Genomic DNA, 21106 nt, shown 5'->3' with positions numbered 1-21106 from the left:
GTTGAAGCAGGAAGAGGTAAAAAAACGGCACCCTTAGGGTGCCGTTTTTTGTGGGGAACTGCTCAAGAGGCAATACGCTGTCATTCAACCCTGTTATAGACATCCTCAAAACGCACGATGTCATCTTCATCGAGATAGCGACCGGTCTGCACTTCGATCAACCTGAGCGGTACCTTTCCAGGGTTCTCCAGCCGATGCACCGTGCCCAGCGGCAGATAAATGGATTCATCTTCCGTCACCAGCATCGAGCGCAGTGATGCCATGTCCGGATCGTCGCGATCGGCTCGAGTGACCCTTGCCGTACCCTGCACCACGACCCAGTGCTCGGCGCGGTGATGATGCATCTGCAGCGACAGCGCCGCGCCCGGGTTCACCATGATCTCCTTGACCTGAAAACCGGGCGCTCGAACCATGGCGCGATACCAGCCCCACGGCCGGTACACCCGACAATGGCTACGGCTCTCGGTACGGCCTTCCTTCTCAAGGCGTGCCACGATGTGCTTGAGATCCTGCATGCGGTCACGATCGGCCAGCAGGATGGCATCCTCGGTCTCGATGGCCACTACATTGGAAAGCCCCAGCATGGCGACCAGCCGCGACTGGCTCATGACCAGACTGCCAGTGGTGTCGTGCAACATCACATCGCCTTCCGTGACGTTACCCTGCTCATCGCGCTCATGGCGCCGCGCATCAAACACGGCATCCCAGGCGCCGATATCGCTCCACTGACAGTCCAGTGGCAATACAACCGCCTGATCCGTGTACTCCATGACGGCGTAATCGATCGAAATATCCGGGCTTTGCTCAAAGGCCGGCTGATCCACTCTCGTAAAATCGAGATCACTTCGGCGATTTTGCCAGGCATCACGCACCGCCTGTACTACGTCTGGCGCATGTTGTTCAAGCGCTGCCAGATACGTCTGTGCGCTGAACATGAACATGCCGCTGTTCCAGTAATATCCACCCTGTGAGAGATACCCCTGCGCCGTATCACTGTCCGGCTTTTCCACGAACGCGCTGACCATAAGGCCGTCATCCATCGGCTCGCCGGCACGAATATAGCCATAGCCGGTATGGGGTGATGTCGGCGTGATGCCGAATGTGACCATCCTCCCCTGTGCGGCCAGCGCTCGCCCCCTGTTTAGCGCCTGATGAAAGGTCTGAAGATCACCGATGGCGTGATCGGCCGGCATCACCAGAAGCTGAGCATCATCATGAGACTCCAGTGCCTGAAACGCCGCCAGGGCAATGGCCGGCGCCGTATTGCGTCCAACGGGCTCCAGCAGGATGCCGCCATGAGCCAGTTCAAGCTGGCGCAACTGTTCGGCGACCAGGAAACGATGCACTTCATTGCAGACCACAATGGGCGCACCGACCTCCGGCATGCCATCAAGACGTGTCAGGGTTTGCTGCAGCAGGGAGTGCTCGGCATCCAGCAGGGGCAGGAACTGCTTGGGATAGTCCCGGCGGGATACCGGCCAGAGCCGTGTGCCTGAACCGCCGGAAAGCACGACGGGGATCAGTGGGTCGGCAATGTTGGATGGAGTAGCTGGCATGGCGAACTCGATTGGCAAAAGGCTTTTGAAAGCATAGTTGACGCGAGTACGACCTTATATTTTTGTTTCAAACACTCCAACTTTTGAAATTTTTGCCCGTCAGCTTCCTGATTTCAACCCCCTCATTTTTGTAATGCTCAATCAAAAGTTGCCTTGACTCGTTATCAAATTCTGCTTTTTCTTTTTGTACTCTATTTGCCTCTTCCAGACGACGCCGAAAACTTGTTCTAAGATTATATGGTAATATTTTTTTCCCAACAGCTCTTACGAAATAAGAAGATGGTCGGTACCTTGCGATATCCGACAATATCTTGAAGCGAGCGCCACCTTTCGTGTTGTTTTTTACAGCCAAATTTGGCACTCCCCCATGATCGTCAACCCCAATGTATCTATAGACATCCTTTAAAACTTCAAGAGGCTGATTAACCAGATCGTCAAAATCGAGGATCATCAACTGACTCTCTGGATAAAACTTCAAAATTTTTTTGATCTGGTGGGTATATTCGCCATGTGAAAGATAATCGCAATATAGTGAATCTCTTTCGCTGTAGTTACATCCTTCTATTTCTTCCCTGACAGCTTTATTAAAACTACGTTTTTCAATGAACCTTTCTGCTGCATGCGTGTATGCAGAGTAATATCTTTTTACAGGATCTCTCAAAATAGCTATTAGCTTTGCATCAGGCATCATCTCATACATTCTCTCAGGCCCTCTTTCAGCAAACATTGCATTTGCATCTCCTCCTAGGGCCAGAGAGCTTTCAGACGCCTTCTTATTCAAGTCCAAAAAGACATCTCGCCCTTCATTATAAGTATGAGAATCGCTAAAAAAATTAAAATCCTTGGCAAGTTCATCACCATAAATGTCAGAATGTTGCGCCAACCAATCATATAATGTTGTTGTGCCTGACTTTTGCGATCCAACAATATAAACATCCGGCTTTCTTTTATCCATATTACCCTCTAGCCAGCGGATTCAAAAACTTTGAGAATGGCAATACCCAAATTTTTATTTTAACAGTTACGCAAATTAACGCCATTATATTCTGCATTACCAACATGGAAGCCAACGCTGACGCAGCCCCTACCGCCCCAAAAGCTGCCGTTAATATTGTAAAAGAAAGTATGCCCGTAACGCTGCAGAATACTGCAATATTCCTCATGTGTTTTTCATGCCCAGTCATATTAAGTATCAAACCAACAGATCCTGTTATTACATTGACTGCCTGCCCAACAGTAATAATTCTCAAAAAATTTGCAGCATCAACAAACTCTTTACCGAAAAGGCGCAGGACCATTTCCGGAAAAAACAAACAAGCAACTATTAACGGCAAGGACAGCACAAGGCCTATCAGGACACTGCTTCTCGCGAGGCTTTCCAGCTCTGATATCTTTCCTTCCTTGAACAATTTAGCGAACATTGGAGGAAAGACTGCGTTGATGACCATCAGAACGAAACTGATAACAATACCTAACCTTTCAGCCGCCTTGAACAATCCCAGGTCATAATCGCTTAAAAATATACTGGCTATCCATATACTGACCACCTGAGTCATTAATTGCGTAAGACTCAGTATCATGAAAGCATGTGAGCTGGAGAAAAATGCTTTTTTCGAGGCCACTTCCTCGTTGCCGTCGGAAAAAAAACTCTTTTTTTCCCATAACATGATTCGCATTATCGCTGTTGTAACAATGGTCCAGGCCGCTGCAACAAAGCACCATGCTGCCAACTCTATATCGACAACACTTGAAAAGAAAAAATTGACCGAAAGCAAAAGCAAAACTGATATCAAGGATATAAACCCATTTTCCATCAGCGATGCGGATGCAGGCCTTGAGAGCCCTTTCATAAATCCTGAGAGCACAAAGGCTAAAGTATAGGCCGGCAGTGCCAATATAATTATTTTAAGCAGTTGAAAAAGCTCTATACTTTTTTCTGCTGGCACCATGTAAACTGCGGTAAAAATTACACATGAGAATATCCCGCTGGCCATCAAGGTTCTTTGAACAGCCCAACGCAACAAGGTCAACGTTTTTTTATCAAAAGGATTTTGACCAACATGCTTCATCAAAACACTATCAAGGCCGTATTTTGCCAGGATGGATGCTCCAAGCAAAACACTTTGCGCTAGCGAAAAAACCCCTACTCCTGAAGGGCCATAAAGCCTGCCTAAAATGACGCCTAATAGAACTGTTCCCAAGGCAGCGATCATTTTGGCCAAAAATGTTATCACCACCGGCCATGCAAGCTTGTACATTTTCATCAGACTCCAGGTATTGAGTTTTTCGTTAAATTCATCCCGGAATTCATCTGATCTTGCAAAGAATCTTTGTTAGTGAATCAGCCACTTTTTCTTCCTGTAACACAACTTCTGCAAAATCCGGCTTTTCATAAGGACTATCGATTCCCGTAAAGTCGATAATTTTTCCTTCCCTGGCTTTTTTATAAAGCCCTTTCGGATCACGTTGTTCACAAATATTGATAGGGGTATCGACATGCACTTCAATAAAGTCACCTTCATCAAACAGCGCACGAGCGCCATCACGATCAGCTTTAAAAGGTGATATAAAAGCTGTAATGACCATAATTCCTGAATCAACGAATAGCTTTGCTACTTCTCCAATGCGGCGAATATTTTCAGTGCGATCAGCCTGACTCATGCCAAGATCCTTGCAAAGGGCATGACGTATATTGTCGCCATCCAGCAGCATGGTGTGATAACCCTGCCGGTTGAGTTCAACCTCCAAAGCATTAGCCAGCGAGGATTTCCCGGAACCGGAAAGCCCGGTAAACCAGACACACTTTCCCTTGTGGCCTTTGATATTTGCACGCTGTGCTGACGTAATGCTGGTGTGGTTCCAGACTACCTCAGCCTTGCTATCGTTGACCCGGTACTCATAAGGGAGCTCAGGATCATGTCCAAGACACTGGACCAGGGCGTCTTGCCAGCGTCGATCTCGCTGGTTACACACAATAAAAAAGGGATTGAGCACACTCTCCTGCTGATTGCAGCGCAATGGTTGCAGCGTTCGTGTATCCAGCACCTCCCCGCCAGCAGCAGTCACCACAGCCTGAGCGGCAGCGGTATCCCATTCACAGGTGGGCGCGAGTCGTGGATAAAGATCGGCTTTGCCCTCGGCTACCAGACAAAGCTTCAGTGAACTGCCCATCGATACACGGTCGTTGGATGGTAACCGTTTGCAAAAAGCCTCGAAGGTTTCGGAACCATGTAGACGGCTCCCGACCACCTGCCAGTTCTGGTTTTCGGGGTCAGGTAACGTGCGTACCCTAATGGGTTCAGACTCGGCATCACCGATCTGTTTCCACGCGCCCTCACTACTGCCCCACCAACTGGTATCAAGCACCGGTGCATGCACAATGCCAAATACCGGCACACCATTTTCAATCAATGCCAGATTGAGCGTAAATTCACCGTTTCGGTTGATGAACTCCTTGGTGCCATCCAGAGGATCGATCAACCAATAGCGTTCCCATTGACGACGCTCGGCAAAGGGTATATCGCTGCACTCCTCCGAGAGAACCGGCAGCTCGGGCGTAACCTCTCTGACAAGCTTCATCAGACTTTCATTTGCTGTTGTATCAGCTTCGGTCAGGGGGCTTTCATCAGCCTTGGTTTCGATAGAGAAATCACGCTGATATATCTCCATGACCTGCAGGCCTGCAGCTTTAACGCCGGTCAGCAGCTGATGTAACTCTTCTTTTTTAAAAGCATATCCCAGTTTGATTGGTGAATATTTTGGGCTGGCGCTGGAATCTCCCACAGAAAAGGGATTATCAGAACTGTCAGCGTCCCGATCAAAAGGTTCATCGAAAACCAGAGCCGGATGTAATTGCTGACCCAGTATCCGTCTGAGCTACAAACCATGAAGTTGATCTAAAACCTAGTGTTAGCGGAAAAACCAACTTAGAGTAAACGGAGTCAGTTTAAAAAACTTACAGCGCAATGATTGCGCAAACAAAAGCCCCTTAATGGGGCCTTATCAGCCTATCATGGACCGCTTTAGTGACTGGCCTTTCAACCATTTTATAAAACACAATGCCGAGCATAATCGACAAAAAAGAAACAAAAGAATAATATCCAATAACTGCAACCCGAGACCCTATATAAACTCCAAAAAACTCAAATATTGAAGCAATCAAAGCAATTGATGTAATATGAGTTAAATATATCGAATAAGAAGCGTCACCTAGTGATTTTAATAATTTATGTAAGCAGTCTTTTGCTTTTAGTTTTTCGCTAGTTGCTCCTAAAACTATCAACGCAGCTGGGATTCCGGCGTAAACAACCCTGCCTATGTATCCATCACCGTAGCCTCTAAATCCCACAGCAAGCAAGCCTAGTGTCCCGATAACGAGAATCGCTGCTCCAACCATCTTGTTTAGCTTCAACTCTCTTTTCAAGAAAAGACCTATTATGACTCCAAATGCAAATTCTAATGACTGGGGATTGAATACGAATCTTTGAAAAGAGTTCAGCTCTCCCCAAATGTAGAAAAAAATCGAAAAAACTAAGAATTGCGCAATTATAGCTTGAAAAGCTTTTTTTTGGAAAAAGACAGCCATAAAGCTAAGCGAAATATAAAAGAGCATTTCATAATTAAGTGTCCATCCAACAGGAAGTACGGTGCCCAAACCCCATGGCACTTCATAGGGAATAAATAAAGAACTTGACAGTATATGTTGCCAGTCGGGTATTTTCCCACTGGTAAGAAAAATAAGCGCAAGATATAAAGCTGTTGCTATCCAGAATGCTGGCACAATCCTAACTATTCTTTTTTTTAGAAAAAATTTAATTTCATTGGTTTTCGATATGTCTATTTTTGAAAAAGAAAGAGTTATAACAAGGCCGCTTATCACAAAAAATATATCAACACCTGTTTTTCCAAAAGTATCCCATGTTGTGCGACCTATAAGGTATTCGTTGTTACCATTGGCTGCAATATAATGATCAAGACTCACTTTTGAATGAAAAAAAAGGACGATAAGGGCGGCTACACCTCTTAGATATTGGATGCCATAAAGCATTTAAACTATTCCTATAATTTCTCTAGAAATGATCATAGCTGTCTCTGCATCTGGTTCTATGATCGAATCGGCATAATAACAGTGAGGCCTCATATAGTCTATCTTCTATCGATATAGTGAGATGAATAAAATCCGACATACTTATTTGACGTAGAGCTAGGCCCTGCCTAAAACTTTCATTGCTAAGTTATCCCTATTCACTGAGCAGAAGGCTGCTATACTAAACAGTTAAGAGCTTCCCGATAAAAACTGGCAAATAATCGAAGATTTTTATTTTCGCTTATATAGCCTTTATAGCAACCTTGATATCTAAAAGTAACACTATTAGCACATAAGCACCTATAAAATACCATCCCTTATAAACCTTAATTAAATTTTTTAACACAACTAATATACGTTTTTTCCAAAAAAACCTTTAAATACTGTCAAGAATATAATCTTTAGATCTAGTGCCAGCGACCAGTTATCGATGTACCACAAGTCGAACTGCACACGCTTTTGCATTTTTTCCAGCGTATCTGTTTCTCCACGTAGCCCACTGACCTGTGCCCAGCCCGTCACGCCGGGCTTTACCTTGTGACGCTGCATATAGGATTGCACCAGTTCCTTGTAGTGCTCGTTATGTGCCAGGGCATGCGGACGGGGGCCGACGATGGACATACGCCCTTGTAATACGTTGTAAAACTGCGGTAGCTCATCCAGCGAGGTACGCCGCAGAAAGGCACCTACCGATGTAATACGACTATCCCCCCTTTTGGCCTGCGTAACCTGTCCACCCTTTTCCTGATGGATTTTCATTGAGCGAAACTTGTACACCTTGAAATGTTTACCATTGATCCCCGTGCGGTACTGCTTGAAAAGCACAGGACCAGGTGACGAGCATTTAATCGCGATGGCTATAACAATACACACGGGTAATACCAGTAAAGTGATGATGCTACCCAGAATGATGTCTTCCAAGCGCTTGGCAAAACGCGCTCCACCAGCCATGGGGCTTACGCTCAAATCGATGCTGTACAACCCGACAATCTCGCTTACGCGATGATTCAGCAAGGGCAGGTCTGAAAGCTCAGGGAAAAAACGAATTTCTGCGGTTTGATGACGCAAGGCATACATGATGGCCTGTACGGTATTACCCATGCTGAGCGGCATGCATATCCATACTTCGCGGCATTCGGATCGTGCAACGCGTCTGGCGATATTGGCCAGATCGAATTCAGAGAGTTCACGGTTCAACCGGTGAACACCACTCACGGAGTAGCCGGCGCCCTGCCGTGCTCGCATATGCTGGGTGATGTTGAGCAGGGTTTTCCCCGGACCTACCAGAAACACGGGGCGACGATGGCGCCCACGTAGACGATACCTTAAAAGGACTGACCTGGCTCCCCAGCGCACCAGAACAGCAATAGCAAAGGATAGCGCCATGGTAAGCACCAGCCATAACCGCGAATACCGCTCTGCCACATGCAGAAAATAAATGATGGAAGTAGCAGCGATGGTCACCCCGATCCATACCCAGAAAAGCCTGAACAGAATTTCTGAAAATCGGCGTGTACGCCAACGCCGGTAGGCCTCTGCTGACTGATTCAGGAAAAGAAGCAGTAACGTAATGACGCTCAGCGCCCACCAGTAACGCTCTTCAATATCTATTTCACCAAAACGAACGTAATAAATGATCACACCCGAAACGGCAATGGCAATGGCGTCACACAGCATCGCAAATATATGTAGCGGTGCTCGCTCAATTAATAAAGAACCCTTTCTTTTGAACACCATGCCACCTCAATAAATTCAATCCACACATTCAAACTGATACCATGACGCTTTCATTACGGCGTTTCTCATAATACAGGGCAGCAATTGCCAACACTGAAGAAGAGACTCCTGAATTGACAACATGCCCGGCCACAATGCTGACTAACAGAAACAGCAAGGATACCGCTAACAAAAGACTTCCCTCCATGGGTGAATATCTCAATATCCTGAAAGAACAATAAAACATTCGATACATCAAGAAATAAAAGACAAATAAACCCAGAATCCCATAGACAACGAATATATCGAGCGGATCCATCTCGATCCTATGGATATCAAAAGCCTCTCCGCCAATACCCAGCACATGATCAAGAGGAGAAAAATGGCGGACTTTCTCATCGTATGCCTTATCCCAGAACTCGCTCCTTCCGCTAAGAATTAAAAAAGCGATTCCCTTTTCTTTGGCAAAATGTTGCCACCTGTCGAGCACCGTAGGTTTTGGTTTTTGTTCCACAACGGAGGCATCAGCAATTTCTGCTTCTGCTACAGAGATTGAAGAAGAGTCAGACGGGTTTTCGGAAACAGTTAGATCACCCATCCAATCAGGGGCCTTCATGGCCATGACCACTGCCAGAAGAGCTACCCCGACAAGCCCCGCCCCCTTAAAAATTCTCAAGGGCTTTATATACAGATAGATTGAAATAAAACTCACAATGCACAAAAAACCTGCAAGCGTTGTTTTGGTACCCTGCAAGGTAAAAATCACTGAAGCCACGAATGTCAATAATGTTAATCCGGGGTATTTCAATTTATTAACGATGGCAAGCATAAGAATACTAATGGAAGCCAGCAAGAAGAAGCTAAGCTCGTTTCCTGCAATGAAGAACCCCTTGCCACCAACCCCATTGGAATATTGCGGCTCACCAATCCCTATATTACCAAGAACAACGTTAAAACCAGCAACCAGCAGATACCAGACGGGCAAATACAGATACAGGTATTTCCTCAGGCCGTAGCTATTGTCACGCAGAAAATAAAAGTAAATCGAAATAGCCAACAGTGCACGCACGGCCCAGGAAATACTTTCAGTGTTAACACCACTGGAGACATGGTGATACAAAACGCATAACACTATGGCCGAAAGAAACAGCGAAATTTTTTGGGTTTGTTTTTCACCAACAGAACGAACTATAAGAAATAACATCAAAACCAGGAAGAAAAGCGTTTTATATGCAGCAGATACAGAACCGATATCGTACCCATAATAGACTACTGCCCCATTGATAACATCGATCAATGGCCAGCCAAATAAAAAAAACAGGACAACTTTATCTGCAACGCTTCTCATGACAACCTCATGGTTATTGGCATGTTGCTCTCTCGGCATTTTTTCTGCTACTGACTGGAAAAAACATGACTTATATGCTTTCTAAACACATGCCATCTTACGAGGAAAAACATACTCAATATTGATGGAACAAAGAAAATGAAATAATCCACCAATGCGAAACCTGGAAAAACCAGACATATAACATAGCTAACAAGCACGATTAAAAATGCTGACATGTTCATCAAAAAAGCCAACATTTCCTTTTTACAAAAATAAATGATATTGGATTCGAGCACACCAAGCTGCGCAATAACAAAGTTGGAAGCCAACAACAGCAGAAATATAAATGATTTGTAATAATCCTTAGCAATAACATCAGCAAGGTAGGCATAGGAAAACACAGCTATAAATGCTATCGGGGAAGCCAGTACTATTATCCTGTTCAGAGAACGTTTTATTGATGCCATATAAGCCCTATCAAGGCTTTTCTTTCTGATCTGCTCGGCCAGAGAGGACAGATGATTATTGACTACCCCACGTGGTAATACAGCAATAATACTGAAAAAAGAAGCCGCAAGAGACGCCAGAACAGCTATTTCGTTACCTGCAGTCACTAAAAATAGGCTGGGAAGTATAAACGATATGCCACTACTGAATAAGTTGGAAAGTCCAATCAGTGTACCGGATTGATAGTATTCCCTGTCCACCAGCACTGGTTTTTCTATTTCTTCACCGGCGGCTCTACTTAACATGAAAGCAGAAGCAATCATTAGCGCCTGAGCAATGAAATAAGAAGCGGCGACAAGAACTATCACCATGGTGCTGGTATCAGCTTTTGTCATCAGAATAAGAACGAGACTCAGCAATAGTAGTGTCGCCAAAAACACGTCCGCTATAAAAAGGGCAATGAAGTTTTTAATCCCTATGAAATAGGATCTGGCAACCTGATAACCTGAAAGGGAAACAGTGAGAGCTATCATGCCTGCCAGATTTTCCCCATGAAACGCTAGAGATGCTGCCACGCAGATAATGACAGCCAAAAGCATGCCATAGGTATAAACGTTCACCAGACTACCTAGTAGTCTGGTGAACGTTTTTTTGTCGGCTGCGATATTTTTTATAAGCACTGTAGCCGTACCAATACCACATAACATCACGAACGCTGATGACAGGGTAAATTGAGAGGAGAAGACTGCCATCTCATCGGGCATGAGAATATGATTGGCGACCAACAAGACCACAATGCGGATTGCGCCAGGCGAACCAGCGGTAATAACAGGAAGAAAATTTAAAAACCTTCTATAAAGGCTTTGTTTTGAAGTTGTCATTTGACTCATTGAGCTACTGAAGATGGTTATCTGTTATCTGCATATCAATACCTGCTTTCGCCATAAATCAATGAATTCAGGCCATCCCCCATTAGTTTCCTGTTTGACTTTATTAAATCGGAAAAATCATTTTTCAATTTTCTAACATTCCCGCTGTTACTTATATACTCAACAAGCTCATTCTCTTCTGTAAAATATGGTATATCAAATTTTTTAAAAATTGCCACAGCGCTATCCAACTGATGGTTGTTTCTGTGTTCCCCATATTTAACCAACCTTGGGAACATAACGAAATCGACCTGCATGGCAAGCAAGTTAATAACATTACCCATACCTGCATGCGTGACGACAATATCTGACTGTTTCAACAAGGCCTCGTACTTGTCTTCAGGGCAAAAATCGAAAACATGAATTTTGTTCCTGTCGCGGCAACTGCTGCTTACTTCAATATCATAGGCTCCCTTACCGGCTTGATAATATATTTCTGCATTTTCCAACATCGCTGCCATCTTTAAAAAAATATTTGTCATTCTTTCAAAAGGCAGTTGCGTACCATTGCTAAATAGTATTCTCATAGTACACTCCCTACATATTTAACCTTCTTGTCTTCAGCGCTCAAACGCTCCCACTGTGTTAGTGTTTCCGTGCTTATATATTTAGCCACCCTGCCTGACAAGGATATCTTCTGGCTATTCGCGATACTATCTACCCATATCGTTTTGATGCCCTGCATGCGTGCCAGACACAATACCTGCAGACCTGGTGCAGCACCGGTCGTAACGATGACATCCGGTTTTTCCTTTCTCAAAAAGGAAAATATCCTTGAAAAATTGGGAAGAGATTTATGCACACTCCCAAAATTGAAATCGACCAGCTTTAAAGAAGGCTGGTCGGTGCTATTATCGAGTGTCGAGATAAATATTTTTTGATCGGCTTCGATGAGATCGGCCAGAATTTTCAACTGCACCCAATGCCCGCCATAGGAACTTACAAATGCAACTTTCATGATAGGGACAACTCTTCTTTTATCTTGTAGGCAAGCTCACTTAGTACCTTTTCACTGCTATATTTCTGAGCTGTAAGCAAGGCGTTTACTGACAGGTTCTTTTGATCTTTTGCTTCCAACTCTAAAAATTCTTCGAGTGCTTTCTTAAGCTCGCCAGGTTGATGCGGGTTGAAGGCCAGACCATTATAACCATCTTCCAGGTAACTACTGATGCCCGCAATATCGCTTCCGATAACGGGTGTACCACAGGCCATGGCTTCCAGACCGACCAACCCCAGGCTTTCGGAAAAACGCTTGCTGGGGAATACAAATGCATTGGCCTGCTGATAAAAACGGGGCAACGCGTCATGCCTGACACTGCCATGATAATTGATCGTTACGTTCGAATCTTCAAATGCTTTCATGTTGCGTTTCAAACGCTCCAGCATATGCTTTTCGCCATGCCCGATGATATCGACCACACAATTTTTATCTTTTATTTTTTCCAATGCACTCAAAAAATCAAAAACTCCTTTATCTTCAGTAATTCTGCCAACATACAATAGACTTGGTTGCCCCTTCGAACCCATCTCAACATCTGAGGCTTTAAATACTTTCTCATCAACGCCGCCTGAAGGGCTAACAAAGACCTTTTCTTGCATGACGCCATATTGGCGAACAATCACATCGCTCTTGTAATATTGACTCGGAGCCACGACCAGCCTTGATTTATCTAAAAGAAGCTGATTCACCTTCTTTTTCAAAAAAAACTTTCTGTTACTTACCTTGTCTTCCTGAACCAGGTCTCCACCGTGAGCATTTGAGATGATATCTATTTTTTTAAAAAGACTTGCAAATAATACAGGCGCGCCGCAATGCGATAAATAATGCACATAAATACCAGCATATCTTTTGGTCATTATCTTGTTAATGACCAAAAGATAAAAACCAAGATAGGACATGATTTTATCAATGGCACTACCTTTCTTTGTCATTGTTATCATTTCTATTTTAATGTTATTTTTCTTTAGACCGTCGCTGATATTTTTAATAAAAATACCATACTGCGGATGATCAGCCGAAGGATACATATTACTGATCATTAATATGGTTTGATTCTTCATGACAACACCATAAGATACACTTGAAAAGTAGTGACATAAAAAAAGCCATGCCCAGGTGAGCACGGCCATAGGTAAAGAATATTGTTTATGAATAGACAGGTAGTCTTTCACACACTTTGGCTACCTTGCCCTTCACTTCTTCTTCAGCACCTGTGCTGTCACCCTTCTGCATGGCATCCAGAATATCGCAGATCCAGCCGGCCAGCTCGCGACATTCTTCTTCCTTGAAGCCACGTGTGGTGACGGCCGGTGTGCCGATGCGCAGGCCGGAGGTCACGAACGGGCTTTGCGGGTCACCGGGAACGGCGTTTTTGTTGACCGTAATGTGGGCGCGACCGAGTGCGGCATCAGCGTCCTTGCCGGTCAGGCCCTGCTTGACCAGCGAGAGCAGAAACAGGTGGTCTTCCGTACCGCCGGAAACAACGTCAAAACCGCGCTCCATGAAAACGCCGGCCATGACCTTGGCATTTTTGACGACCTGCTGCTGGTAGGTCTTGAACTCGGGCTCCAGCGCTTCCTTGAAGCAGACCGCCTTGCCAGCAATGGCATGCATCAGAGGACCACCCTGCCCGCCCGGGAAGACAGCAGAGTTGAGCTTCTTGTAGAGATCTTCATCACCGTGAGCAGAGAGGATCAGGCCACTGCGCGGACCGCGCAGGGTCTTGTGCGTGGTGGTGGTCACCACATGAGCGTGCTTGAGCGGGCTGGGGTACACGCCAGCGGCCACCAGACCGGCGATGTGGGCCATGTCGACAAAAAACCAGGCACCGACTTCATCGGCGATCTCGCGGAAACGTGCCCAGTCAATGATCTGTGAGTAGGCCGAGAAACCGGCAATGATCATTTTCGGCTGATGCTCACGAGCCAGACGCGCGACCTCGTCGTAGTCGATCAGGCCTTCGTCGTTGAGTCCGTACTGCACGGCGTTGTAGTGCTTACCGGAGAAGTTGGGCCTGGCTCCATGGGTCAGGTGACCACCGGCATCCAGGCTCATGCCCAGCACGGTATCGCCCGGCTTGACCAGTGCCTGAAAAACGGCGCTATTGGCCTGGGAGCCGGCATGCGGCTGTACATTGGCGTAGTCACAGCCAAAGAGCTCACAGGCACGTGAAATAGCGAGCTCCTCGACCTTGTCGACAAACTCGCAGCCACCATAGTAGCGTTTGCCGGGATAGCCTTCAGCGTATTTGTTGGTCAGCTGCGAGCCCTGAGCGATCAATACGCGCGGGCTGGTGTAGTTTTCGGAGGCGATCAGCTCGATGTGATCTTCCTGACGAGCGTTTTCCTGCTGCATGGCCTGCCAGAGCACATCGTCGTAGCCGGCAATGGTCATATCGCGTGTGAACATGAATTTCCTCGATACCAGAAGGTTGAGAACGCACCAGACAGGATAAACAGGCGCGCGGGAAAGAAAATGCAGTGCCTGTCATGATACACAACGCCCTTTTGGCTTTCACTTGAAACGCGGCCATGTTGGTCTTGAAGGCGACATGGCTCGAATGCTTTTTAGGAAATCCTTTTATTAAACCCTGTTAAATATTTAAGCATTTCGTTACATTGCGCCGGCCATGATTAAAACCATCCACAAACAAGGCGTAGCATGGTTAATACTGCTTCCTTTCCCATATGGACACACAGCGCGACCACTCGTTGGTGTCACCGCATTGGCATTGCCGCGCTTTTGCTTTACATGTTCACCTGGATATTGAGCCTGGATGTCTCGCGCGCGCTCGAGCCTCTTTTAATGCTGGTCTACCTCATTGCCCTGTTTGTTCAGCCACAGCGTGCACGTTCATTTCGCGATCCATTATGGTTACTGTTAGGCATTTGGCTGATATTGCAGATGATTACCCTGCCCCCGGCCATGGCCATGTTCCCTGATTACGCCGAGGATCAAATCAAGAGCATGCGGGGTCTGACCAAGGTGTTTTTGATCTTGCCTATTGCCTGGATCATGGCCGGTAGCACGCGCATCGCATTCTGGACATTGAGCGCACTGCTTTTGGGTATGGTCGCAGGCTCTCTGATGACAGGAGAAAGCCTTGCAACGCTAACGCACTACGTCAGTGCCGGTGAACGCCCGACCCTGGGGTTTAAAAACTGGCAGCATGCAGGCGTATGCGCAGGCGTCATTCTCATTGCGCAGGCCTGCTTTTCCTGGCGTTTCATGCAAGTGACCAGGCATGGGGCACGGTGGCAAAAATGGGCGGCTAGATTCTGTTTTACTGCAGTAGCCATATGGGCACTCATGGCATGGACCATTACCATGACACGTGCCAGCTGGCTGGGTTTAGGCATCGTTATTGTTATCGGTTTAGTGGGCATACTAATAACAATGGTTCGAGGCAAATTACACTCGGCCGCCGTAAAAAATTATATTTTCCTGATGGTTTTTATTGTTATCGCTATCGGAATAGCCTTGGCCATTTTTTATGGTGATCAGTTGCTTGCTCGTATATTGCGTGAAGACAACGTCATTGCAGAAGCATTACAGGGCAACCTTGCCAGGGTACCTTACACAAGCATCGGTTTTCGCATTCATGCCTGGCATTACGGTTTGCAGTTGATCGCGGAACAGCCCTGGTTCGGATGGGGCCCCAAAAGCCATATTCCACTGTTGCTACAAAGTACCAACCCTGTTGGTGACACTACGCTAGGTGTCATCGCTGCTCGGGACAATCTGACTCACTTTCACAACAGCTATCTGACCATATTGATCGCCAATGGTATCAGCGGTTTTCTGGTCTACCTGGCTACAGTAATGACAGTAGCTGCAGCAACCTGGAGAAGCTGGCGTCGCGGCGATATGCCTATTGATGTTGCTATTTTTCTAGGGCTTTTCTTCGTCTTCTGGTGTGTTGTTAATCTGTTTGAAAGTTATATGGCCTACCAGACGGGTGTTTATCTGATAGGCGCCGTGGGTGGCATGGCCTACACCTACAGCATGCGCAGGCGTCTTGCCTGTCACACCCAGTCGTAGGCTTTACGGCAAAAACGCTGTATGGACCACAAAAAACGGCAGCCCGAATCGGGCTGCCGTTTTTTGTTCTTGTACCCTTGCCTGATGCTCAGGCCGGTTCGGTCACAGTGACTGCCTCGGTTGCACTTGCACCAGGCACCGCCGGTTTAACCAGCCTTGTCGGCGGCTTCGTCAGATCGATATTTTCCGGGAAACCGATTTTGCTGCCCAGCTCAAAATCCGCGCTGACCGGATCGAGCACGAACTCCCCTGCCACTGGCGTAAACGTCAGCTCGCCCACATAGCAGCGCTCGCCGACCACAAAGAAATCCACGCGGCAGAAACTGAACGGTTCGGAAAGGGCCCTGGCGACCTGGATCATTTCATCAAGGCAGCCGGGCGCCTTGAGTTCCTCTCCCTGCAGAGGCTTGTAGCCACGGCGATTGAACGGTGCGATCTGCCAGTCTTCGGTAAAGAACTGACAGCGAATGTCGGTAAATCGCCCGGCAATCAGCTGAATATAGATCTCCTGCTCATCACCATTATTGAGTACCAGCACCTTGTAATCCGCCGGGACTTCTCCATCAATCAGCAACGCCTTTTCGATCACCAGCTGCGGCTTGATGGCGCGATAATGCTTTTCGCGATGCAGGCTCGCATAGTCATAATCCAGCCATTGATTGGCCTCACAGGCCAGGGCGAACATGTCCGTATGCCAGGGCTTTTTGACCACCTTGACCTGTCCGGCACTATGGTTGGCCTTGATGACAAAGGGCTCCTTGATCGCGCTCAACTCACGCTCGGTGATCGTGTCGTAGACACCGACAAAGGGCACAAGATACTGCTCGCCGGCGCGCTCACGGATGTAGCTGCGTACTGCCACCTTGTCAGCCAGCGTTGAAAAGCACGGATGCGGGTAACGCATGCGGTAAAAGATCTTTTCGCTGACACTTTTAGGGGATCTAAAATTGCAGAAACGACCGTGAAGGCGCAGGTAGTTCAGGTTGAAATAGATAGCGTCCGGCGTTTTTTTGAAGAGTTGGTAGATCAAGCTTCGCAGCTTTCTCATGCTTTTATGCCCCTTGATGATATCAACGCCGACGACGAATGCAGCCAAAACAGTAGAGCGTGCTCTGTACCCTGCATTTGTCAGATAACAGCGCATGCCAGTGTCTGGCAATTTGACAGGCCCTCTGTGCCTTTTTGATTATTAAGGAAGGTTTAATGAGGGGTTATTCAGATTCGCGGAATGTATAGAGACGGGGTCTTTCTGACTATGCAGAAGCGTCCTTTCGGCATTGAAAATGCGAAAAATATGACCAAGGTATGAGGCATTGAAGTTTTGCTAGCTTTTTGATTTTGCAGTCATAATATTAAAATACCAGCATTTTGATATGACAACGGAATCATTATTAATACTTCTTAATAAACTGAAGGCCTTCTTCCTCTGCGGGTAACCGCTCGATGACGATTGACGATATGACTGTCAGCTGATGGCTCTCTTTACCAGCGTACATAATGGACTTTTATTGCCATATCTATTTGAGCAGGCGAGCATTAAAAAACTTCCGGCCAGTGATGGCCGGAAGTTCCAGGGAGCTGAGTGAAGCCTTCAGGATGTCCGTACAGGCTACCCCTCACCCAGCAGCCGCAGGCTCTCCATCGGAGCCTGACGCCTTAGTGGGGTACTGAGCAGATAACCAATGCATCCGATGAGAAGCGCGCCACCCAGCGGCATCAAAAGCCATACGCTCAGATGCACGCGAGGTTCCAGATCAAGCCAGACGCCATACAGTAGCGCGCTTACCCCCTCCGCCAGCATTGCGCCCAGCAGGCCGCTGGCAAAACCGAGCCAGCCGAATTCCGCCAGTTGCGTGCGTACCAGCCTTCGATCACCGGCGCCAAACACCCGTAGCAGCGCCCACTCATGGGCTCGCGCCGGCCGGGACGCCGTCAGCGCCGCGTAAAGCACGGCTACACCGGCCAGCAATACAAACAGCAGGACCAGTTCCACCGCTCTGGACACCTGGCGCAGCAGATCGCGCACCTGCTGCAAAATGGCGTCGATATCCAGCAGTGATACCGAAGGATATTGCTGTATTAGCGGCCCCAGCGCCTGTTGTTCATTCGTGGGCAGATGAAAGGCGGTAATGAAGCTGTGACTGAAGCGCTCCAGCGCGCCGGGTGGGAAAATCACGAAGAAGTTGGGCTGAAACGACTCCCAGTCCACCTGACGCAGGCTGGCAATCTGTGCGGTGACTTCACGCCCGCCGATGTCGAAGGTCAGCCTGTCACCGATGTCGAGGGACAGGTCCCGTGCCATGCTTTCCGCCACCGAGACGGGCACCAGACCATCACGCGTGGCTGCTTCTTCGCCCTGTTCGTCCTCATTTGAAAACCACGCCCCTTCAGTGAGCGTGTTGTTATCGGGCATGGTGGTCGCCCAGGTCAGATTGATCTCGCGGCGCAGGTTGCCGTCGTTTCGGGCCTCCTCGGGCACTGCGTCTCGCGCGGTGATGTCGTTGATCTCGACCAGTCGCCCGCGCACGATGGGATAGACCGCCGAGCGACTATCGGTAATGTTATCCAGCGCACTGATAAAGCCGTCGCGCTGGCTGGGCTGAATATTGATGGCGAACTGATTGGGTGCATCGGCGGGCAGCTTCGACTGCCAGTCATCGATCAGGTCAGTGCGTACCAGCGCGATCAGGGCCATCAGGGCAAAGGTCACCGCAAAGGCCACGATCTGTCCGATACTGGACTGCCGCCGCCGCGCCAGCTGTCGACTGCCCATGCGCCAGTGCAGCGGCAGTAGCCCCGCCCCGCGCAGCAGCAGTGACAACATTCCCTGCGCCACCACCCACAGCACGACCAGGGCCACAAGCCCGCCGATCAGCAATCCGATCGAGAGCACGATATCGCCGCTATAGAGCCACAGCAGCGCGCCAAACATGAGACTGGCACAGCCAATGATCAGCCAGCCGGCGGCCGGCAGCGGCGCCAGTTCCCGACGCAGCACCTTGAGCGCGCTGACCTGCTTGAGACGCAAGAGCGTCGGGCCGGCGAACCCGATCAGAATGGCCACGGCCGTCAACATGCCCAGCAGCAGCGGCAGTGGCCCCGGGGGTGGCAATTCCAGCGGCAGGAACCGTACCAGCAGCGTCAGCAGTGCCCACTGACCGACCAGGCCCAGCACGGCGCCTGCTGCGGCAGCCGTCAGGGCGAGCATGGCCAGCTGGGCGGCAAAGATGCGCGAGAGCTGTTGCTGGCTGGCGCCGAAACAGCGCATCAGGGCCGCCGTATCCAGATGCCGCTCGACATAGCGGCGGGTGGCCATGGCCACGGCAACGCCTGCCAACAGGACGGCGGCCAGCCCGGAAAGACTCAGATACTGCTGGGAGCGCTCCAGCGCCCGACCGATGCGCGGACTGTCCTTGCGCACATCAATGACGCGAATGCCACGGTCCTGCCAGGCTTCCAGCTGATCATCCAGCGAACGCACCGCCTCCGGCGGGCCGGCCGCCAGCAGTCGCCAGGTCAATCGCGCACCGGGCTGGATCAGGTTGGCGCGCTCCAGATCGGGCAGATTGATCATGACCCTCGGGCTGAAGCTGGCCAGCCCCACGTCCTGATCCGGCTCTTCCACGATCCAGGCACTGACACGAAACTGCTCATCTCCCAGCGTTAATGCGTCTCCCAGCTCCAGTCCCAGCGCGGTCCCCAGCCGCGGCTCGATCCAGATGGTGTGTCGCTCCGGCAGCCGGACGGTGGTTTCCGGGCCGTCGCCGAAATCGACCTGAAAGCTGCCATACAGTGGATAGGCCGGGGCCACGCCCTTGAGGCTTGCCAGCTGGAAGCGGTCATTGAAGCCGGCCATCGAGACCGTATTGACCTGCTGCGCCGTGGTCATCCCGGCGTCTTCCAGCGTATCGAGTATCTCGGTATCAAAGGGGTTGCCCTGCACCAGCACCAGATCACCGCCCAGCAACTGGCCGGACTGACGCTCCAGCGCGCTGCCGATGCGATCGAGAAAAAAACCGATCATGGTGGTAGCGGCCACTGCCAGCACCAGGGCCAGAAAGAGCGCGCGCACGTCCGCGGCCCGCAGGTCACGCCGGAGACCGGCCCACCCCAGCCGCAGCGTATGAGAAAGCCCTGACTGAGGCTTGCGTATTTCAGGGACGGCATTGGGAGTCGATCGGGCACTCATTGGTGATCGACTCCATCAGGGACATGGTGCAAAGCGGCGGCGCTGACGCCCTCATGCAGCCGCCCGTTTTCAAGTGTGAGCGTACGGTCACAGCGCGCCGCCAGCTGCGGGTCGTGGGTGACCAGAATCAGCGTGGTGCCGGACTCGCGATTGAGCGTGAACAGCAGATCCGCGACTTTCCCCCCCGTGGCACGATCAAGATTGCCGGTCGGCTCATCGGCAAACACCAGCGTCGGTTGGGTCACAAAGGCACGCGCAATGGCCACGCGCTGCTGCTCGCCGCCCGAGAGCTGTTTGGGCAGATGCTGCACCCGCGCCTCAAGGCCTACGCGCGCCAGCCACTGACGCGCCTGCCGGGCATCGATCCCGGTATCGCTGAGCTCCAGCGGCAGCAGTACGTTTTCCAGCGCCGTCAGCGTGGGCAGCAGCTGAAAGTTTTGAAACACGAAACCGACCTGGCCTGCCCGCAGACGCGCGCGACCGTCTTCATCCAGCGATGACAGGGACGACCCAAACAGCGAAAGCTCGCCGCGGGTGAGCGTATCCAGCCCCGCAAGCAGCGCCAGCAGCGTGGACTTGCCCGCGCCCGAGCTGCCCACGATCGCCACGCTCTCACCGGCATGAATCTCCACGTTCAGGTCTTTCAAAATGGTGAGCGCCCGCGACCCGCTGCCGACGGTCTTCTCCAGCTGGCGCGCCATCAGTATCGGTGTTCTATCCTGTTGGCGAGCGCTTCGCTCATGACCGGCCCGGGGGCTTTCGTCCTGCGCGGGGTGCTCAACGTCATGTTTCCTGGCTTCTGGAGTCGACAT

General features: G+C 49.3%; 16 protein-coding genes. 1 reads left to right on the top strand and 15 read right to left on the bottom strand.

The features are described from left to right. Positions 1-80: 80 nt before the first annotated feature. The 12 genes from IE123_RS12450 to glyA form a co-directional block, all read right to left on the bottom strand. Entirely contained in the window at positions 81-1556 is a 1476-nt protein-coding gene (locus IE123_RS12450; RefSeq protein ID WP_189518640.1) for a mannose-1-phosphate guanylyltransferase/mannose-6-phosphate isomerase, read from the bottom strand. Between the two features lie 67 nt (positions 1557-1623). Further along, entirely contained in the window at positions 1624-2511 is an 888-nt protein-coding gene (locus IE123_RS12445; RefSeq protein ID WP_189518638.1) for a sulfotransferase family protein, read from the bottom strand. A gap of 1 nt (position 2512) precedes the next feature. Then, positions 2513-3814 carry an oligosaccharide flippase family protein gene (locus tag IE123_RS12440; protein ID WP_189518636.1) on the bottom strand — a complete coding sequence of 434 codons (1302 nt, stop codon included), beginning with the start codon at positions 3812-3814 and terminating at the stop codon, positions 2513-2515. 49 nt (positions 3815-3863) lie between these two features. Then, entirely contained in the window at positions 3864-5339 is a 1476-nt protein-coding gene (gene cysQ / locus IE123_RS16365) for a 3'(2'),5'-bisphosphate nucleotidase CysQ (RefSeq protein ID WP_308430225.1), read from the bottom strand. A 205-nt stretch (positions 5340-5544) separates the two neighbouring features. Continuing rightward, complete coding sequence (locus IE123_RS12430) at positions 5545-6603, bottom strand: acyltransferase family protein (RefSeq protein ID WP_189518635.1); 1059 nt, start codon at positions 6601-6603, stop codon at positions 5545-5547. A gap of 387 nt (positions 6604-6990) precedes the next feature. Further along, a complete protein-coding gene (locus IE123_RS12425) occupies positions 6991-8379 on the bottom strand; it encodes an undecaprenyl-phosphate glucose phosphotransferase (RefSeq protein WP_229819747.1) in 1389 nt (462 codons plus the stop codon). A 28-nt stretch (positions 8380-8407) separates the two neighbouring features. Next, a complete protein-coding gene (locus tag IE123_RS12420) occupies positions 8408-9706 on the bottom strand; it encodes an O-antigen ligase family protein (RefSeq protein WP_189518633.1) in 1299 nt (432 codons plus the stop codon). A 47-nt stretch (positions 9707-9753) separates the two neighbouring features. Next, positions 9754-11016 (bottom strand): hypothetical protein, encoded by a 1263-nt coding sequence (locus tag IE123_RS12415; protein ID WP_189518631.1) that lies wholly within the window; start codon positions 11014-11016, stop codon positions 9754-9756. 44 nt (positions 11017-11060) lie between these two features. Continuing rightward, on the bottom strand, positions 11061-11591 hold the full coding sequence (locus IE123_RS12410) for a glycosyltransferase (protein ID WP_189518630.1): 531 nt from the start codon (positions 11589-11591) through the stop codon (positions 11061-11063). Next, the gene (locus IE123_RS12405; protein ID WP_189518628.1) at positions 11588-12022 is read right to left on the bottom strand and encodes a glycosyltransferase family protein; all 435 of its coding nucleotides are present in this window, start codon (positions 12020-12022) and stop codon (positions 11588-11590) included. The genes IE123_RS12410 and IE123_RS12405 overlap by 4 nt, the downstream gene beginning before the upstream one ends. Next, entirely contained in the window at positions 12019-13236 is a 1218-nt protein-coding gene (locus IE123_RS12400) for a glycosyltransferase family 4 protein (protein ID WP_189518626.1), read from the bottom strand. The genes IE123_RS12405 and IE123_RS12400 overlap by 4 nt, the downstream gene beginning before the upstream one ends. Next, on the bottom strand, positions 13211-14473 hold the full coding sequence (glyA, locus tag IE123_RS12395) for a serine hydroxymethyltransferase (protein ID WP_189518624.1): 1263 nt from the start codon (positions 14471-14473) through the stop codon (positions 13211-13213). The genes IE123_RS12400 and glyA overlap by 26 nt, the downstream gene beginning before the upstream one ends. A gap of 252 nt (positions 14474-14725) precedes the next feature. On the opposite strand from glyA, the gene IE123_RS12390 reads away from it, so the two are divergent. Beyond that, positions 14726-16105, top strand: a complete 1380-nt coding sequence (locus IE123_RS12390) for an O-antigen ligase family protein (protein WP_189518622.1) — start codon at positions 14726-14728, stop codon at positions 16103-16105. A gap of 88 nt (positions 16106-16193) precedes the next feature. On the opposite strand, the gene IE123_RS12385 is transcribed toward IE123_RS12390, so the two are convergent. From IE123_RS12385 to IE123_RS12375, 3 genes are all read right to left on the bottom strand, one after another. Next, the gene (locus tag IE123_RS12385) at positions 16194-17153 is read right to left on the bottom strand and encodes an ATP-grasp fold amidoligase family protein (protein ID WP_189518620.1); all 960 of its coding nucleotides are present in this window, start codon (positions 17151-17153) and stop codon (positions 16194-16196) included. A gap of 561 nt (positions 17154-17714) precedes the next feature. Next, a complete protein-coding gene (locus IE123_RS12380; protein ID WP_229819746.1) occupies positions 17715-20294 on the bottom strand; it encodes an ABC transporter permease in 2580 nt (859 codons plus the stop codon). Continuing rightward, entirely contained in the window at positions 20291-21106 is an 816-nt protein-coding gene (locus tag IE123_RS12375) for an ABC transporter ATP-binding protein (RefSeq protein ID WP_189518618.1), read from the bottom strand. The genes IE123_RS12380 and IE123_RS12375 overlap by 4 nt, the downstream gene beginning before the upstream one ends.

Source organism: Kushneria pakistanensis (assembly GCF_014652795.1).
Classification (GTDB): Bacteria; Pseudomonadota; Gammaproteobacteria; order Pseudomonadales; family Halomonadaceae; genus Kushneria; species Kushneria pakistanensis.
This window is presented reverse-complemented; position numbering and strand designations above follow the sequence as displayed.

What these genes read in the sequence shown, in the direction of transcription:
- IE123_RS12425 (WP_229819747.1), bottom strand. Translation starts at nt 8,379, where the DNA reads ATGGTGTTCAAAAGAAAGGGTTCTTTATTAATTGAGCGAGCACCGCTA.
- IE123_RS12375 (WP_189518618.1), bottom strand. Translation starts at nt 21,106, where the DNA reads ATGTCGACTCCAGAAGCCAGGAAACATGACGTTGAGCACCCCGCGCAG.
- IE123_RS12450 (WP_189518640.1), bottom strand. Translation starts at nt 1,556, where the DNA reads ATGCCAGCTACTCCATCCAACATTGCCGACCCACTGATCCCCGTCGTG.
- IE123_RS12390 (WP_189518622.1), top strand. Translation starts at nt 14,726, where the DNA reads ATGGTTAATACTGCTTCCTTTCCCATATGGACACACAGCGCGACCACT.
- IE123_RS12410 (WP_189518630.1), bottom strand. Translation starts at nt 11,591, where the DNA reads ATGAGAATACTATTTAGCAATGGTACGCAACTGCCTTTTGAAAGAATG.
- IE123_RS12420 (WP_189518633.1), bottom strand. Translation starts at nt 9,706, where the DNA reads ATGAGAAGCGTTGCAGATAAAGTTGTCCTGTTTTTTTTATTTGGCTGG.
- glyA (WP_189518624.1), bottom strand. Translation starts at nt 14,473, where the DNA reads ATGTTCACACGCGATATGACCATTGCCGGCTACGACGATGTGCTCTGG.
- IE123_RS12430 (WP_189518635.1), bottom strand. Translation starts at nt 6,603, where the DNA reads ATGCTTTATGGCATCCAATATCTAAGAGGTGTAGCCGCCCTTATCGTC.
- IE123_RS12445 (WP_189518638.1), bottom strand. Translation starts at nt 2,511, where the DNA reads ATGGATAAAAGAAAGCCGGATGTTTATATTGTTGGATCGCAAAAGTCA.
- IE123_RS12440 (WP_189518636.1), bottom strand. Translation starts at nt 3,814, where the DNA reads ATGTACAAGCTTGCATGGCCGGTGGTGATAACATTTTTGGCCAAAATG.
- IE123_RS12405 (WP_189518628.1), bottom strand. Translation starts at nt 12,022, where the DNA reads ATGAAAGTTGCATTTGTAAGTTCCTATGGCGGGCATTGGGTGCAGTTG.
- IE123_RS12380 (WP_229819746.1), bottom strand. Translation starts at nt 20,294, where the DNA reads ATGAGTGCCCGATCGACTCCCAATGCCGTCCCTGAAATACGCAAGCCT.
- IE123_RS12385 (WP_189518620.1), bottom strand. Translation starts at nt 17,153, where the DNA reads ATGAGAAAGCTGCGAAGCTTGATCTACCAACTCTTCAAAAAAACGCCG.
- IE123_RS12415 (WP_189518631.1), bottom strand. Translation starts at nt 11,016, where the DNA reads ATGACAACTTCAAAACAAAGCCTTTATAGAAGGTTTTTAAATTTTCTT.